Below are 17,609 nucleotides of genomic sequence, written 5' to 3' on the forward strand. Positions count from 1 at the left end.
TGGAATATCAAGGGGAGATCAAGCAGCGCGCTGCGTTAACTCATTATTTTGCGCGGATAATCCGTTTGAGAATCGCAAGTGCCAGCAAAGGGGCGACCAAGAGGACGCAAAGATGTCCAAACGGTGGACGTGCATATTTCCAAAAATAATACAAAAAGCTCTGCAGCTTAGCGGTTTCTACACGCCAAGAGGCTGCCTGACTCGTGCCGCCAATATGTGTCGCTCGCGCGGCTGGATCGAACATGACTTTGCCACCACCAAGACCATAGCGATGGCAGAGATCAATGTCCTCAACATGGAGGAAGTAAGCCTCGTCAAACCCACCAATCCGCCAAAACGAATCGGACCGAGTTGCCATTAATGCGCCGGAAACAACCGGGACTTCTATCGGGGCGACAGGCATAGGCTCGCGGTTGCGGTTAAAGTCACGCCAGATCCCTGCCTCTGGGCCCGGCCGCCCAAGCCCAGCGAAACTGACGCAGGCCGACCAGAGCGATAGCGTGCCGCGGCGGGCTCCGCGTTGTTCAAGACCTTGCTCGTCACAAATATGGCCACCAATAAGGCTTGCCACATCCGTATCTGCCAGAGCTGCCAACTTGGCCAGCGTCCCTGTTTCGACCACACAATCGGGATTGACGAAAACAAGGACAGGGCACGTGGCCGCGCGCGCGCCAAGATTGCAAGCCCGACTAAAGCCGATGTTGCCATGCCCTGTGATGAGCTTCAAACGAGGCTCGCGCCCCGCCCAATTTGCCAGTTCCTCTAAAACCGCGTCGGGATTGCCATTATTGACGAGCACGATCTCCGCGCAGGCCGGAGCGGCCAAAAGGCCTTTCAAGCAAGCGCGAAGAATTTCCCCGCTATGATAGGTTACAACAATGGCGCTGATACGGGCCTCAGTCCCCACGATGTGCTCGCAATGCAGTGGCCCAGCGACGTGGATTTCTCAAGGTGAAGGAGAAAGCGATCAATGCGGCGAAACTGGTCCAAACCCATTCTCGCCACGCCGAATGGCTGAAGCCCCAATTGAGGGCGAGGAAGGTCAATCCCCCGACCAAAGCGGCAGTCGCAACGCGGTAACGGCCAAACACGCGAATGGCGACACCGCCCGCTAGAATGATGGTCGTAGCAGCAAGCAGGGCGCCGATGCCACCCGTTTCCAGCCAAATATGCAAGGGTGCAGAATGGGGGTGCAATTGGATGATTGGCCACTCAAAGCCACCATACATGATTGGCGTATCAAAGGTGCTGCCAGCGCCCAATCCCCAACCCGTCAAGGGCTTTTGAGCAATATATTGGGCCGCTGTCTCCCACATTTGCGCCCGCCGGCCATAGGACAATGGCATCTCGTCGCCCGGCAGATATTCAAAAGCGACACGGGCGATCGTGGGATAAATGACAGGGGCAGCGGCGATCAGGATGGCCGCTCCGCCGCTGACCAAGGCGATGGCAAGCCGCGGAAAGCTCAAGGCGAAGAGGGCTGCAATCGTGCCCAGCGCAAAGCCAACAGCATTGATATCTGTACCGAATTGAAAGGCAACAAATATCGATAATCCAACCAAGGCCAAGCGGACGCGGGGGTGGGACATTTGTTGATGAAGGCAGGCATAAGCGACCCAGAATAAGGTGAGGGTCGCCGAAGCAGCCCGGCCCATATCTCCGGCAATCTCCAACGGCTCTTTTTCGGGAGAAGCAAATGAGTTCATCGCATATTTTGAGATGGCTTCGCTTGCGAGAATGCCCAAGGATACAAACACACCCGCGACAATCGCCCGCTGCGCCAACAGCCTATCTTCCCCGCGACACGCATAGACCGCCCAGATGCCTATGGGCGCCAGGACGCAAACGGCCGCCAACCGCCGTACGGTCTCAGCAGCCAAATCTCCAGCTGGTGACCAAAGTGAGGTCGACAGCACCCACAAACTGAACAGGCCCAGACTTAGCCACGTCTCGCCATGCCGCTTCAATGCGGCGACGAACGCCTTATCGAGGGGCTTGCCGGCTGATCTCAAGCCGTAAATCAACCCCCACAGGCCAGCGATCCCCAAGCTCATCGCCAGGCCCGAAACACCTGTGCCGGCGAAAAAGCCAAAAGCAATGCCGAAAGCCCCCGCGATTTTCGCGCGGGGGTCCATCGGTCTGGTTTGATTGGGGCCTAGTGGGGCAGCACTCAAGCAAGCGCCTCTTTCAAGTCAGGGGCTAACGACTCTGCAGTCAGGATCGCGACCGCCTCATCGAGCGTCATGATCTCTTGCGCTTGGCTACCAAAGCGACGCAGGGCGACTTTGCCTTCTTCGGCTTCCCGTCGGCCCACGACTGCCATGACGGGCACTTTGGCGAGCGAATGCTCCCGCACTTTGTAATTGATCTTCTCATTACGCAGGTCGGTCTCAACACGAATGCCGGCCCGCTTAAAGCGCGCGGCTACTTCGTGCCCATAGTCATCGGCTTCTGATGTGATGGTCGCAACCACCGCCTGAACCGGGGCTAGCCAGGTTGGTAAAGCACCGGAATAGTTTTCAATCATGATGCCGATGAAGCGCTCAAACGTGCCAAATACCGCGCGATGCAACATCACTGGACGATGCTTCAGGCCGTCTTCGCCGGTATAAACCGCATCCAGACGTTCGGGCAGCACATAGTCCAATTGGAACGTGCCGCACTGCCACGTCCGGCCGATGGCGTCGGTCAGATGGAATTCCAGCTTCGGACCATAAAAGGCCCCATCCCCTTCCGCGATGACGAAATCCACGCCCACGCTGGTCAAGGCATCGGCTAAGGCCTTTTCCGCCTTATCCCACGTCTCGTCGGTACCAGCCCGCTTTTCCGGCCGTGTCGCCAAGCGATAATGAATATTGGTCAGGCCGCATGCCGTGTAAGCGCGGTTGAACAGGTTCAAAAAGCGCTTGGTCTCTTCCCCGATCTGATCTTCGCGGCAGAAGATGTGCGCATCGTCCTGCGTCATCTGACGCACCCGCATCAAGCCATGCAAGGCACCATTGGCCTCATTGCGGTGGCAACAGCCAAACTCCGCCATACGAATTGGTAGGTCGCGATAGCTGCGCTGGTCGGACTTGAAAATCTGGATGTGGGCCGGACAATTCATTGGCTTAAGCGCCAACAAATCTGCCTCGCCCGAGAAGATGGGCGCGCCTTCCTCAACCGAGGGCGCTTCATCGGGCACCACGAACATGTTTTCGCGGAACTTCTCCCAATGTCCCGATTGCTCCCAGAATTTAGAGGCGAGCAATTGTGGAGTCTTCACTTCAACATAGCCATCGGCGTCGAGCTGGCGACGGATAAAGGCTTCCAGCGTGCGCCAGATCATATAGCCCTTTGGGTGCCAGAAGACCGAGCCTTGCGCCTCTTCTTGGAAGTGGAACAGGTCGAGTGCCTTGCCAATCTTGCGGTGGTCGCGCTTTTCAGCCTCTTCCAAGCGCATCAAATGATCGGCCAATTGCTTATCGTCGGCCCAAGCGGTGCCATAAATGCGCTGCAGCTGCGGGTTCTTGGGGTCGCCGCGCCAATAAGCGCCTGCCAACTTCATCAGCTTAAACGCTTTGCCCAGACGACCCGTCGAGGGCAAATGCGGGCCACGGCACAAGTCCTTCCAGTTATCGCCTTGGCGATAGACGGTGATGACTTCACCCGGCGGGATGATGTCGTCGATAATATTGGCTTTGAACGTCTCACCAATCTCGTTGAAATGCGCGATAGCCGCATCGCGGTCCATTTCTTCGCGGACGATGGGAAGGTCCGCATCGACAATCTCGCGCATGCGCTTTTCGATGGCTTCAAAGTCATCTGTGGAGAATTTCTCTTCGCGGTAGAAGTCGTAATAGAAGCCGTCTTCAACCGTTGGGCCAATCGTCACCTGCGTGCCGGGGAAAAGCTCTTGCACCGCTTGAGCTAACACGTGGGCCGTATCGTGGCGCAGCACTTCGAGGCCATCGGCACTGTCGCGCGTGACCAGCTCAAACTTGCCACCGTGATCAAGCGGGCGGCTTAAGTCCCACCATTGGCCATCGACCTTTGCGGCAACGACTTTCTTGGCGAGGGATTTGGAAATGCCTTCGGCAATAGCCAAAGGGGTGATCTTCGGCTCATAGGGGCGAACGGCACCATCGGGGAATTCTAAGTGGATCATCTTGTTTACTGCCAGAGTGTAATTTCAGAGAGAAGCTTGATTGGGTGTGCTTTGACTGTTCGGCGTGCCGCCTGCCCCGTTTGGATCGACCAGGCGCGCGCCCAGTTTCCAATCGCCATAACGCCAAGGCGTGAAGGCTGAGACCGGCTCACAGGTTGCGGGCGCTGGGTCATACCCAGAGCCACCGCCGGGCCGACATCGACACAGACGCGCAAGCCCCATCCAAGACCCACGCCACGCCCCAAACTGGCGAACACAATCTGCGGCATAGGCTGAGCAGCTGGGCAAATAGCGACATTGTTGACCGATCAGCGGCGACAAGGTGACCTTGTAAACGCGTTGCGCGGCCAGAAGCACCCGTGCCGGTACAGAAAGGGTCGTCGGTCTTGCCATGATCGTTGTCAGCTGCGTCGTCAATCCGCCTGGAAGCCGAACCCGCTATATCCAGTGCCAAATCTCAGGGGAGGGAGAGAAGTCTTTGTCGAACAGTCAGGCAGGGGGAAATCTCGCCGCAGCGAAGCGCCCTGCCGCGCCTCGCCGGCTTTAGTCAGTAGTCAAATGGGTAACCTGATAGATAATCATCACGAACCTTCTCTACCCTGATATGGGGTGTCTTGTCACCACCCTTGACGTCAGATTTCCCCGGCGGCAGATTGCTTGGCAAGGGCCCGCTCAACCGCCTCAACAGCGGCATCGAAAGCCAAAAGTGCCGAGGTGTGGCGTGGCACATAATCCCTGACAGCCTCTAAGTAACGTAACTCCCAGAAACGTCCGGTGGGCGCTGGCCCCTGCTCCTTCAACATGGCCTTAAAGGCGTCGCGCGCCGCACGGATTTCTGCGGCGCTGGCACCCACGATATTGCGCATCAAAATGCTGGCACTGGCCTGCCCCAAAGCACAGGCTTTCGGCTCAATCCCAGCCGCAGTGACCTGACCATCCTGCAGACAAACATCGACTTCAATCTCAGACCCACACAGCCGAGAGACGCGATGCGACCGCCCATCGGGACTTTCCAGCAAACCGACAAAGGGAATATCAGCCGCAAGTTCCAGAACGCGCGAAGAATAAAGGTCTTGGCTCATGGTCCTAACATAGGGATTTGTTGGAGGGTTGGAAGGGTGTGGGTGCGATGGCGGCTTTGCGCCAAAGGTTGCCGTTTGGGGCGGGTTGGCGTTTGCTTGAAAGCGGACAGTTTTGGCGCTGACATTATCTGCACGTCAGGAAGCTCCGAGTTCAGCCGATCACGCACAATTAGGCCAGTATTCTTGAGACCGCACTTTGCAGACCAACATAGGCCTGACTAACTAACGCCCCATCTATAGCTTGGAGACCATCCGAGCGGGCATGATGCAATCGGTGGGCACCAAAATTAGCAATCAGTTTTGTGTAGCCATCGATTAGTATTTGCTTCGCCTCACCTGCGGCAGCTTCGACACTGGCAACATAGGGGACTTCAAAGCCAGGTACGCCCTTCATAGCTTGCCGAAGGATTGGAAGAAAAGACTCATGGCCAAGCAAAAAGTGTTGAGCATCCATACTGGGCAAAGGTGCCAACAACCCGGGAGCCAGTTCATGCCAGTCACGGGCGGCGAAACTCGCACCAAGGTGAACCCAGAGGTCAACGTCTCCTGGAGGCGGCACCATTTGGGCGTTAAACTTCTTGCTGCCGAGGTTTTCGAATTCATGGCCGGTCATCGCGCCAAGTGTCACATCCAAATTGGGATGGGCTTTTGCAAGCCAGTCTGCCAGCGCTAGGAAAGCGCTGACCCCGCTTCCCCGTTCCGCTGCGCAGGTAAACCAGCCACTGAGTGGCGTGGTCAGCACTATTTTTTTGCCCGTTCCGACTCTTCGACCAACCACATTGTTGGCGATCCTACGTCCGGTCTGCCCCTCCAAATAGAGCGTGGCTGATGCCCCGTTTCGGGCGGCTTGCAGTACGGGTTGAATGCCACGCGAGCCGAGCACCAGAATTGGCATGGGCCGGTCTGCTGGCTTGTCCAATGCATTAAGGGCCAAAGCTTCTCCGGATGGGCCATCGGTCACCACTATCAGTGCCTTTGGATTGGCCTCGGAAGCAGCTTTGATAGCGCCCGCGATGACAGGCTGTAGCGAACTGGAGTGTCGACCAAAGGGCAACATGACAACCGCGATCTTCCCCGCGATTACTCTCGGATCCTGATCCTCCCGCCACAGGGTCAAGGGTGCAAGCAGCCCACCTTTACTTGTAAGCGTGATCGGGTGTTGGCCGATCCCGACGAACTCGGAACCATTTGAAAGCGTCACCGTCGCCCGAGTTTCATCAAAGAAAGGCACTTCAATGGGTTGCAGGGAAACACGATAGCCAGACGCGGCAATTCTGCTGGAAATCCATTGAACTGTGGCCTGATCACCGGATGATCCGGACTGGTGGGTGCCAAAGGAAGCATAGCGTTCCAAGTCCGATTGTAGCTGTGCAGGTTCAGCCTGGAGTGAGCGAGCCAGTGTAACGCTGGGGACAAAGACACACGAACTACCGACAAGGGCAGAACGCCGCGACGGAGCGAAGGTTGACTTGGTGACGCTTGCTTTTTTGCGCATCCAGAATTTCCTCAAGCAATGTGGTTCAGGGATGAAACCGGCTAGTTTCTCCTTAGCCCGTTCACAGCACCATCAGCTGGCAGAACCGCATCAAGTTTGTCTTTTCGGAAGTTAGCTTTGGGGCCAGACTTGGGCGACAATTCCATCAACACATCTGTTTCAGGCGCGTAAGGTTTCCAGGGCGGCAACCCGGCGCAGCTTGGTGTTCCCGTCTTCGCGAAAGCCACCCAGCAGCCAGAAATCATCACACTAAAGTCGTTGTCTTGTTGGGTGAGTAATCGGCTCGCGAGTGGCATTTGACCCCAGCTTCGAAATATCTGCGGAATCTCTGACCCATGGCCGGCACCTGGCTGGCGATCCCGTCGGTTCTCCAAGACATAGTCATAATGGTAAAGGAACGAGGGCGCGCCATTCGCCGCTTGCCCGGCAATGAAGCGCGCTGGGCCAACGAATGTGGCATCGCCAAAGACTTGGCGTGCAAACTCTGCGTCCGAGATGCGGGCCCCGCCATAAGTGGCTCTAACGCTTGCTTCCCGATTTCCGAGAAACGCCGTGATGGCACGGTCCGTCACATTAAGCGTCTCCATCACACTGGCTTCATTGCTATTGGCACCAATCAGCAAGGGGACATCGGTCGCTTGGCCTGTCAAAAAAGCCTGCGCGGGCGATCTGAGCACCAGTCTGCCATCTACAAACGGACCAAATCCGAGTCCTTCCAGAGGTTGCAGAGCGACCAGTCGATTGGCTGGAATGGCGCGCAGATCCGATACCGATGCACGCGCTGGAAGTCCCAGCTCACCCATTGATTTTTGCCCGTCTGCTTCTGTCGCTGTGAGGTCTTTGGGCACCTGCAATCCACCGCCAGACTGCACAATCGCCTGACTGAAAAGCCCTTTTGCCGATGGCGTCGCCAACAAATACAAAGTGCTGGCTCCACCGGCGGACTCGCCGAAAACGGTAACCTTCTCGGGATCGCCGCCAAACTTCGAGATATTCTCCCGGACCCATTTCAAAGCCGCGATCTGGTCCATCATACCATAATTTCCAAGCGGGGAGGTCGGACCGGCTTCTGCAGTTAAGGCGGGGTGGGCGAAATAGCCGAGCAACCCCAAACGGTAGTTGATGGTGACAAGTACGACGCCTTGACGCGCCAATTCGGTACCATTGTAAAATCCTACCGATCCGGAGCCCACTCGATGTCCACCGCCATGGATCCAAACCATAACCGGTGCCCGTCCATTTGGATTTGAAGTCCACACATTCAGGCTGAGACAGTCTTCGCTTTGAGCAGCCTTTTGCCGAAAATTCTGCATGTCGTTACGCTCTGGTTGGGGGCACGAGGGACCAAAAGCCTTGGCGTCTCGTGGCTTGCTCCATGATAGCGCAACGGCTGGCGGCTTCCAGCGAAGTTGATTAATCGGCGGCGCTGCATAGGGGATGCCAAGGAACGATGAAACATTCCCATCTTGGTTCCCGATCAAGACACCTTGGTTGATCGAGATCTCTGGCGATTGGGCCAAAGCGGGGACAGTTGACGCGGCGGCGGCAAGCACGCCAAGCAGTGCAATCGCGTTATGGCGCGAACGGACAGATGCAAACATTTAGGGTCCTCCATTACTCAATCACCGGCCTAAAACAGCCAAGAATTTACCATGCCGACGACGGCTTTGCCAAAAAACTCACCCTTCACAAATCGCCCTTGCCACAGGGTATTGTAGATTGGAATTTGGTAAGAGAAGCGATTTTCCAACACGACAGTGCGATCAATTCCGCCTACGGAGAAAGTGAATTTCGACGCTGTCTGGGTCAGTTCCGCTTTTGGTTTGGAGATAGCACTAGGGCGACCTTCATTGAGAACATAACCACCTCCATTTGGCTGTCCCACCAGAATTGAAGAAAACAGATCTTTTGACCACAGACTTGAAAAAATGAATGGCGCGACAAATCGCGCGTCGGTTTGTGTCTGCTCATGAAATTGCGATGGACCTTCAAAGACGACCTTCTGTCCAGCAAGGTTCAAAACAAACTTCGCGTAACCAAAGGCTTCTGTTCTTCCCGTTAGGAGCCCCGCATAGCCCGACAGCGGTTCAAATTCTGCGACCAGGGATACGCGCGCGCGGTTAATTGGATGCGGGCCTTGGCCTTGAGCGGTGAAGCGAGCGCTTAGCTCGGTTCTTTGAGGGGCTTTCAACGTGCCGGTGCGAACGAACTTAGCGTCTGCCTCGCTCGATTGCGCCCGATAGATTGCCATCCCCGCTTCGTCCGGCGACAAGGCTGGGCCCTGCCAAGGGAGCTTGTTAGAAGAAAACTGATACAGGCCTTGGGGTGTCGCCACCGTGCACCAAAGCCAAGTGACACCCGCTTCGGGATACTGACAGGCGCGCACAGCCACAAAATGCGTCCCGGTCTCATCAGCACCTGACAGCATGACCGATTGTGAGGTACCCGTTTGCCCCTTAGGCGGAAGGTCCCCCATGACCAAACTCGCACCGTTCTCGCGGCTGGTCGCACAGCCAGCCAAACCTAACCCGCCAACCAGCACTGAGCGACGCGGCATCAAAGCTTCTTGCAAACAGACGCTCATTGTAGAACCCTTTCCACCCGCGCGAGCCAAGCTGCCATGTCAGGCACTTGGTCGAGCTTTTCGACCTCAGAGAACAGCCAAGCGCGCTGGCGATCGTCAAGTGTGTGGCGGGTCAAACTCCTGAATTTGGCCATACGCGCTTCTAGCATGACAGGCTCAGTTTGGCGGCTGTCACTTTCGATCGGGGTCAGCACCAAGGGAGTACCAGACTTGGGAACAATGGTTAGCGTCGCGGGGATCTCGGCGGTCAATTCAAAGCGAATACGACGCGCCAGATTGTTGATGGCGGGGTCAACCAAGGCCTCGTCAGTGAAATCCCCGGCCTCCGCACTGCCTTTGATCAAATATAATGCGACAACAAATGCATAGTTCAGCTTGGCACCGATTTTGGAAGGCGGTGGCGTGTAGGCATCGAGTTTACTTTGGTAGATCCCTGCAATGCTGGGTCCACCGCGCAGGACGATATGATCTATGTCCTTGGCCTTAATCCTGCGTTCTTTTGGTGTCTGGGCGAGTGCGTCAAGCGTTGGAATGATGGAGGCTGAAGCGGCGTAAAACTTCGGCACGAGCCTTAACGGCCCTTCCAGTGCATCGAAACCAGCCGTGATAGGCGCACTATCTATCGATTTGCCATCAGGGCCACCCAAAACCGGATAGAGGCCGGCATGACCCTCAAAGATTCGAGCGGCACCAGTCTCGCCCCGACAGGCCAACATGGTTGCCTCAACACCGGCACGCGCTGCACGCGCAACGACCATACGCTTGTCTTGCGTCTGGTCATAAAAATATTGGAAAGATCCGCCCCCAGCGCTGGAAGCCAAAGCGATTGCATTAGCGGTTGCGACCCCATCCATGTTTAGCATACGCGCACTTACCGCCGCCGAGGCAGCAGGCCCCCACACACCCGAAGACATGAAACCGCGGGGCTGCATCGGACCAAGTGGGGCAGCCAATCGACCCAGCACCGTATATCCAACCGATAGACCCAATAAAAAATCGCGCCCACTAACGCGTTGCGCCTGCGCCATTGCCAGTGCAGGACCCATAACAACGGGAGATGCTCTCAGACTGGCGCGAAAGTCGCTGTCATCGGTTTCTGCGGCATGGATCAGCCACGCCATACCAGCACCTGCATCTTCAACCGGCGCTCTGATACCGGTCCCCACCAGGTACGCTTCCTGGGTGCCGCCGCGTTGGCGAGCACGTAAGATGTAAGGATCGTCGCGTGACTGGTGCGCGGTGTAAGCAAGGGTCGCGAAGTTATCCAAGACGGTCAGCTTCGCGCGTTCAACAACTTCTGCGCTCAGATTCTCAAACCGGGTAGCGGCGACAGCCCTGCCAATCGCACCAGCAAGAGTCGGGCTTATGGCCGCTGCATTGCGCCCTTCAACGCACGGCAGGGCTTTCGCGCTAACCATCGAGGGGGCGACGGTGCAAATCGCTGCCAAAAGCCCGCCAACAAGACGTGTCCGTCGAGCAAAAGCACGCCGGGCACGCACGTCATCCATCGGTCAGGCGCTCGATGGCAGGGGGAAACCAGCGGCCCTGTTTGACTTCTGCTCGCGGCAAATATGCTCGGAAGGACAAGCGTAGCGGGCCGTTTGGCATCGGCAACCAATTGCCCCCAAACTCAGCGCGGGGTGGATCACGCGAAAGGATGATTACAATCGATCCATCCGGCTCCCGGACAAGCCCCGGTGACCGATCGCTTAGCGCATAGCGATTGATCGCATTGGGTACAAAAAAGAACCGCCCGTCGGGCTCCGCAGAATACATGGTTAGCGACCAAAACGCATCGACTGGCACGCCACTTGGCGATATTCTAAAGCGGTAGCTTTTCGTGAAATCGTAGGCTTGGCCTTGGGCGTCCGCGACCGAGGCAAAATACATCGCCTCGTCTTGGCTGAGGGCAGCAATGCCGCCCAATGCCACCGTCGCACGTTCAAGATCATCATTGCCGAAATTTCCGGTGGTGGCGCTTGAACTGGTCCAGCCGTTTTGCGCCCGCCCCTCTCGACCGAACCGCCCCCGCAAACGGTCCATGCCACGAGGTGCGGCGGCCAACCAAGCCTGCTGAAGATCGGGCGAAAGGCCAGCGAAAGCGTCCCGTGCGCCAGGCCGGATTCCAAGACGCCGCATCTTTAGCGCCCGCGCAGCCTGACCGGTCAAGCGCCTCTGGCGACCCAATACCTCATTGGCAGCACTGAGTATTTTCTCGCCGTTTAAATTGTCGTCTGTGGCCGCTAGGATGGGAAGATTAGGCCCCCTCCCGACTGGAATATTGAGCTTGATCGCGTCCTGTATGGCGCTCGCGGCAGGCACATCTTCGGGACCAGTTACCAAAATCCGGCCAAGCATCCACACATCATTTGTTTCCGAACGAATGAGCTGTGCGCCGGATGGCGCCGGTCCACGCCAATCGGGTCCGACAATCCAGAAGCGGCCGCCTTTGCCCCCGGTCGCTCTTGTCCCGATGTAGGCAAAGTTATCGGTAAACGCGTTCATAAAGGCGATTGAAAAATAGCGATCCGGGATATCGGGAACGATCAGTTCTAAGGGGCCGCCAGAGAGTTCCAAGAATGCCGAGCTATAGACGGTGTCATTATTGGGTGCCGTGACACCTCGATTGGCTGCGGTCGCTAATCCACGCCGGGTTCCCAGCCGGTTCAATCGCTCGGCCGGCGTCCGTGTATCGCCACCGGCACCGCCCGCGCGCTGACTAAGGCGAGCGAACTCATATAACGTGAAAGCATAGTTGAAAGCGGCGTCTATGGCTGCGTTGCTGACAGCCGCCAATGAAGGGGTTGCTGTCGTAGCGGCTGTTGCACTGATCCCAGCAATGACTTCGCGTCGATTCATGATTATATCTCTGTCCTCTGGGATCAAAATTTCTTGCTTACCTCGACCCCCCAAGTTTGGGGTTCTCCCATGTAAGCGTTAAGCGACCCAGCTTGCAGTGTCGAGTTAAAGGTCACGATGCGATAAACTTCATCGGTGATGTTTGCGCCCCACACCGAGACTTCAAAACCACTGCCTTCGTGACGAACTCCAAATGAGCCGTTTAGAAGACCAAAAGCAGGTTGAGCTTTAAGAGGATCAAGATCACCGCCCGTGATAGTCTTTGACTGGTGGCGCCAGTTTACGCGGCCAAAGCCAGTGAGTCCGGTCGCAATCTGTCGCTCCCACGCGGCTCCGAGTTGGGTTGTAAGCTCGGGCGCTGCATTCAGTTGTTTGCCTCGAATGTTGACATCTGACACTTCATTGCCAAATTTCGCGAAATTATAAGTTGTGGCTGCAGTCAATGAGACACCGCCACCAACATAAAGTCTGGTATCAAGTTCTACACCATTGGAGCGCACCTCGCCTTGGTTGGAAAGCAAGTTTTCGGTTCCAGTGAAGACCACGCGCTGAAAGTCGGTGTAAGTTTGATCAAAGAACGTCAGGTTCGTGCGTAAACGTCGTCCAAACCATTGGGCTTTTATCCCAACCTCAAAACTGTCAGATTCCTCGGGATCAAAGGTTGCCTTCGATCTATTGCCGGCGTCTCTATCCAAGCTAACGCCGCCTGCTTTGAAACCACGCGAGAAGCTAGCGAACAAAAGCGCTGTTTCACTAACCTCGTAAGATACGGCCAAAACGCCACTCGTCTTTTCATCTGTTTTACTTGCTTGGTAGTCTTTCGTTGGACAAATTAGACGAAGCGTTGCGGGGACCAAAGTCGATGTACACGAGCCTGCGGACCGCGTGATAAACGTGCCGCCACCGGTTTTCTCATCATTGCTCCAACGCAAACCCAGCGTCAGAGCTAATTGATCTGTAACATTCCAGATATTGTGGGTGAATACAGACCACCCGCTCGCATCCAAATCGAAGCGCCGAAGCTGATCTCCATCGCCTGCCGCATAAAGTGGGATGATCGTGGGGCGGGCAGCAAGTGCCGCAGCAAACCGACCTGCATCTGCACCTAGCACGGTCGAACTTGACTGCAGAAACGTTTGATCAAAACCGAAAGCACCTACCAACCAGTCTACTGGACCTGCCGTTCCGCGAAGCGTTAATTCGAACGTCTGAGTTTCATCCTCGGTCAGCTCATTCAACGTGTTGGTCAAATCGACATCGGAGAAGTCCCCATCTGCATTGCGTAGCGATGAGAATGTACGGGAACTCGCCAAGCCCCTCAATTGGGCCCAATTTAGGTCCCAGTTGAGCTCCAATGAAACACCCTGATCTTCAACTGAAGACGTCGGCGCGACATTTGTGGCGACGATATAATCTGCTTCCCGCGTCGGATTAAAAACTGTGCCGCCAAGTGAGGAGATCGTTGCAGCACGAACACCGTTGAGCACATAAGGTGCAGCACAACAAATATCGTCTTTTTGTGATCTATCTGCGATCAACCTCAGCGATACTTTGTCTGTTGGTGTCCAAAGAGCTTGGCCGCGCAGCAGCCATCGGTCACGACTGTTGAGTTTCTTGTTGAGCTTCACATCATCAACATAACCGTCGCGCTGATTCAAACTTCCTGAAAGTCGTAAAGCAAGTCGTTCGTCGATTACTGGGCCAGTAATTGAAAAGCCACCGCGCTTTGAGCCTTGGGATCCAGCGCCAGCAAACATTTCGGCCTCAAAATCAAATTCTGGCTTCTTGGTTGCAATGGTAATTGCGCCTGCGGTTGTATTCTTGCCAAACAACGTTCCTTGTGGCCCACGAAGAACTTCAACGCGCTCGATATCGACCAGTTCATTCAATGCAATTCCTGATCGTGGCAGGTAAACGCCATCGAGAAAGACGCCTACGGTTGGCTCTAGACCAGAATTCTGGCCTGCTGTACCGACACCGCGAATGCGAACAACGCCTCCCGTTGTCTCCGAGTTCGACACAGTAATGACGAGAGAGGGTGCTAGCGCTTGAAGGCCTTGGGTATCTCTGATCGCCGCTTCGCGTAGGGTTTCACCTGAAACTGCCGTGATTGAGATTGGCACTTTTTGCACAGACTCAGCGCGACGGGTAGCGGTAACAATGATGGTCTCTGTCCCATCCGCTGTTGCGGGGGCGGCCTGCCCGGTACCGCCGGATTGGGCCAAGGCATAAGTTGAAAATCCCCAAGACGCACAAAGTGCAACCAAAGCCGTTGTGGAACCAAGCCGTTTCATCTCGTCCTCCCATCGCGAGTCCATATGACCAAAAGCCAAAGTCTCGTCGCTTTTTAAAATTGTCGTCAATTTAAATTGACGACAATTTCTATTGATGTCAATCGGCACGCGAACTTGGCAGGGCCGCAAGCATTGAAGCCGTCGACAATGCGCTAACTTTTTCCAAAATTGCCTTACGAATAAACGCCACCGATGCGCGCGCCAAGGTTTCGGCGGCGTGTGCATCGCCGGCACGAAGCGAGACCAGCAGTACCCGTAAAATCCCCACGGACTGCTCAAAATAATCGATGCTTTCCGCCATCAACAGCTTGTTTTGCCAAAGCGCCAAACGACCGATCTGTACCAGCGAATCATAGCCAGCACGGGAGGGGCCGCGCCTAGCGATAAATCGACCAAAGTTGAACGCAGCATCAATCGCGGCCTCTCTAGACCCCCCTTGGGCTACCTTAAATGCGGGGGCGAGAATTGCCTCCAAAGTGTCGCAATCTTCGGGGGTTAGGTAAGTCGCCCCTTGACGGGCGGTGACGCCATAAACCACTTCCAGCAAATCAAAAATATGGTGGGTCTCAGCAACACTCAACTCAATTACTTGGGCACCGCGCCAGGGTCGTACCACCACAAAACCAAACCGGCCAACTTGACGCAACGCCTCGCGCACTGGGGAGCGCGAAACACCAAACCGGTCGGCAACTTCTTGTTCCCGGATCCACTCGCCTGGGCTGTATCGTCGGTTAAGAATTTCGACGAGTAGAGTTTCGGCAATCAAGGTGTCTAGCGGAAGGTTGCGTTGCTTAGCTCGCTCCAGTAACGATTCGTGTTGGTTCTGTGTCATTTTGTTTGGATCTCTTCCAGCCTCTGCATCAGATTAAGTCAGCCTAACAGATCGGCTAATTGCCGACAATATCGTTCACGGGCTTGGCCTTGTTTTCGATTGTGGCGCGCAGGCCACCTCTGACTTTGAGACCAAATGTCGCTGGCTTCTTTCGGAACTTGGGGGGTGGGGGGGGCAGTGCGGGTTCGGATGATGGCTTGGGTGATTGAAACCTCCTGCTCAATGCTGTCCGCCGGACAAGTGCATTAAACTAACGCCACAACCGCCTTCACAAATGTGTCCTAAAACCTATAAGTCAGTTGCTGCGGTTAGCTCGTTGGACACACCAAGATCGGCGAACGTTAAGGGGGTTGGACGACAAACCGCTGAATCCCAGGTCCCCTTATGACCCGTTACTAGGCAGCACACTTACGTCAAGGAGTTAGTGGAAAAGGAGACGGAAGGCGCAGTTTTGTAAGTAGAATAATCTTCAACTCAAGCGGACGCCAACTTTTTTCAGAAATTGATTGATGCGCAATAATTATCTGCGCCGTTCTGCCTAAAGAAACCTCAAGGCTCAAGGGTTCAGTTGGTTCCAGAGATAGGTGCTGGCATCAAAGTCTGACAAGGGCACGTCGCTATTGGCGCTTGGCGAGCGAACACCGCCTGGCCAAGAATGCCCGCCGCCAAACACGACGCGGTTCACGCTATCATATACGTCTGATGGGTTCTGGCGACAGATTGTAACTGGTGCGGTCGGTAAGCTGGCATTGGCGCGTGTGGCGTAGCGGCGACAGGTCGTTGAAGCACCAATAACCTCCTCAACAAATTGCGAGGTGACATTGTTTCGGCCGAGCCAATCATTGATAGTTGGGTCAACACCATAAAAATTAGTCGTGGAAATGCCATCTCCGACTCCGCCGACATAGGGATAGTTTCTGTCGTTGGCCGCATGAATATGGAGCACGGGAATGGGGCGAGCTGGCCTGCAAGTATAGTAACGTGTCCCGGCACCATCAAATTCGCCGGAAGCGCCACTGACCGCCGCAACGCCTGCGATTTGATCAGCCAGATCACACGCCAAGCGATGCGCCATCATAGCGCCGTTTGAGAAGCCCGTAGCGAAAATCTTTGCCGGATCGACGCTATAATTGGCGCGAATGTCGGTAATGACGGCGCGTGTAAAGGCTATGTCATCCACATTTTGCGATTGAGCAGATCCACAGCATGCGCCTGCATTGAACGTTTGGAGAGTGCCGCTTCCTTCCAGAAAGACTGCGTAGAATTGCCGGGCTGAGGCAGTCTTTGCAAGCTGGCTGCTTGCGGCTTGGCCCATGGCTGTGCCCGTGCCGCCGTGCATGGCGATAAGCGCAGGTCTCGGGCCAAGGGCACCCATGCCATTGGGTACATAGATCGCATAGCGGCGCGTTCCTTGCCCGGGAACAGTCAGCGTTCGCGCGATCCAGGCACCTCGTACCTGCACCGACACTTGAAGCGTAAATGTCTGGTATCTCGCCGTGATGGTAGTTGAACCCTCAGCAACACCTGTAACATTCCCGCTGGCATCAATTGTGGCAAAGCTTGGATTGGACGAGGTCCAGCTAACCTGCGTTGCGTCTATATAGGTCGGAAATGGCGCGCCACCCACGCGCTGGGCAAAAAATAGGTTGATGCGTTGTCCTGTCCCGATGGTCGTCGCGGCTGAGGGCTCAAGGGCTGCCGTTGTCGCGGGATTGACCACCAAGGTCAAAGCAAAAGTCGCAGCACCAGCCGCATTTCGGGCTGTAATGGTGTAAGTTGCCGAAGGCGTGGCCACTGTTGGCGTGCCAGTTATCTGGCCCGAAGTGGTGTTCAACGTAAGACCGGCAGGTAGGGCTGGTGCGATCGTGTATGAGGTAACTGTCCCTGCAACGCTTGGGTTTAACGGGCTCAGTGCTGTACCAACCACTACGGTCGTGGGACTGGGGTAGGAGAGGGCGCTTGGCGCGACAATCGGGTTAGTTGGTCCGCCACCAGCCGATCCACCAGATCCGCCGCCACCGCACGCTGCCAATAAAAAGAACAAAAGGCAAATCCAAAAGGTTCTCATTGAAACGCACTTCCTACATGGCTGTTTTAGACGTGATCTCGCTCTTTTCCGCCGTTTGTGTCCGATTGCAACGCTTTTCTTGCCAGCAACAAGGAATAATAGGTGCGAAGGGGGCAGCTCATTTCTATCCAAAGGCTGTTTGGCCTTCACTTATCAACTCCGCTTCTAAACTATCTCCGGTGCGAAAGTACTTGGCTTAACTCGTTGGGACCTGTGACAGTCGCCACCAAAATCGTCCCGTAGAAGTT

The 17,609-nt window shown here is 55.6% G+C and carries 12 protein-coding genes and 1 pseudogene; all 13 read right to left on the reverse strand.

Annotated features, from left to right (window positions below; all coding sequences use genetic code 11):
- Positions 1-43: 43 nt before the first annotated feature.
- Positions 44-907 (reverse strand): glycosyltransferase family 2 protein, encoded by an 864-nt coding sequence (locus ACOVRA_RS02240; protein ID WP_290808405.1) that lies wholly within the window; start codon positions 905-907, stop codon positions 44-46.
- Positions 897-2,174, reverse strand: a complete 1,278-nt coding sequence (locus ACOVRA_RS02245; RefSeq protein ID WP_290808408.1) for an O-antigen ligase family protein — start codon at positions 2,172-2,174, stop codon at positions 897-899. Before ACOVRA_RS02245 ends, ACOVRA_RS02240 begins: the two co-directional genes overlap by 11 nt.
- Entirely contained in the window at positions 2,171-4,147 is a 1,977-nt protein-coding gene (gene thrS, locus ACOVRA_RS02250) for a threonine--tRNA ligase (RefSeq protein WP_421718878.1), read from the reverse strand. The genes ACOVRA_RS02245 and thrS overlap by 4 nt, the downstream gene beginning before the upstream one ends.
- A 144-nt stretch (positions 4,148-4,291) precedes the next feature.
- Positions 4,292-4,540 (reverse strand): annotated as a pseudogene (gene yidD, locus ACOVRA_RS02255) (membrane protein insertion efficiency factor YidD); the annotation flags it as partial.
- A gap of 239 nt (positions 4,541-4,779) precedes the next feature.
- Complete coding sequence (locus ACOVRA_RS02260) at positions 4,780-5,229, reverse strand: iron-sulfur cluster assembly scaffold protein (protein ID WP_421718879.1); 450 nt, start codon at positions 5,227-5,229, stop codon at positions 4,780-4,782.
- A gap of 169 nt (positions 5,230-5,398) precedes the next feature.
- On the reverse strand, positions 5,399-6,724 hold the full coding sequence (locus tag ACOVRA_RS02265; protein WP_421718880.1) for a hypothetical protein: 1,326 nt from the start codon (positions 6,722-6,724) through the stop codon (positions 5,399-5,401).
- A gap of 41 nt (positions 6,725-6,765) precedes the next feature.
- On the reverse strand, positions 6,766-8,325 hold the full coding sequence (locus ACOVRA_RS02270; RefSeq protein ID WP_421718881.1) for a carboxylesterase/lipase family protein: 1,560 nt from the start codon (positions 8,323-8,325) through the stop codon (positions 6,766-6,768).
- 29 nt (positions 8,326-8,354) lie between these two features.
- Positions 8,355-9,281: a hypothetical protein gene (locus ACOVRA_RS02275; RefSeq protein WP_421718882.1), complete on the reverse strand. Its 927-nt coding sequence runs from the start codon at positions 9,279-9,281 to the stop codon at positions 8,355-8,357.
- A 23-nt stretch (positions 9,282-9,304) separates the two neighbouring features.
- On the reverse strand, positions 9,305-10,816 hold the full coding sequence (locus tag ACOVRA_RS02280; RefSeq protein ID WP_421718883.1) for an MmgE/PrpD family protein: 1,512 nt from the start codon (positions 10,814-10,816) through the stop codon (positions 9,305-9,307).
- Complete coding sequence (locus ACOVRA_RS02285; RefSeq protein WP_346383825.1) at positions 10,809-12,167, reverse strand: DUF1254 domain-containing protein; 1,359 nt, start codon at positions 12,165-12,167, stop codon at positions 10,809-10,811. The genes ACOVRA_RS02280 and ACOVRA_RS02285 overlap by 8 nt, the downstream gene beginning before the upstream one ends.
- Positions 12,168-12,190: 23 nt before the next feature.
- Positions 12,191-14,569: a TonB-dependent receptor gene (locus ACOVRA_RS02290; RefSeq protein WP_421718884.1), complete on the reverse strand. Its 2,379-nt coding sequence runs from the start codon at positions 14,567-14,569 to the stop codon at positions 12,191-12,193.
- Positions 14,559-15,293, reverse strand: coding sequence for a GntR family transcriptional regulator (locus ACOVRA_RS02295; RefSeq protein WP_421718885.1), 735 nt, complete (start codon positions 15,291-15,293; stop codon positions 14,559-14,561). Before ACOVRA_RS02295 ends, ACOVRA_RS02290 begins: the two co-directional genes overlap by 11 nt.
- A gap of 556 nt (positions 15,294-15,849) precedes the next feature.
- On the reverse strand, positions 15,850-17,361 hold the full coding sequence (locus ACOVRA_RS02300) for a putative Ig domain-containing protein (protein WP_421718886.1): 1,512 nt from the start codon (positions 17,359-17,361) through the stop codon (positions 15,850-15,852).
- Positions 17,362-17,609 lie beyond the last annotated feature (248 nt).

Origin of the sequence: Aquidulcibacter sp. (assembly GCF_049239865.1) — a bacterium.
Taxonomy (GTDB): Bacteria; Pseudomonadota; Alphaproteobacteria; order Caulobacterales; family Aquidulcibacteraceae; genus Aquidulcibacter.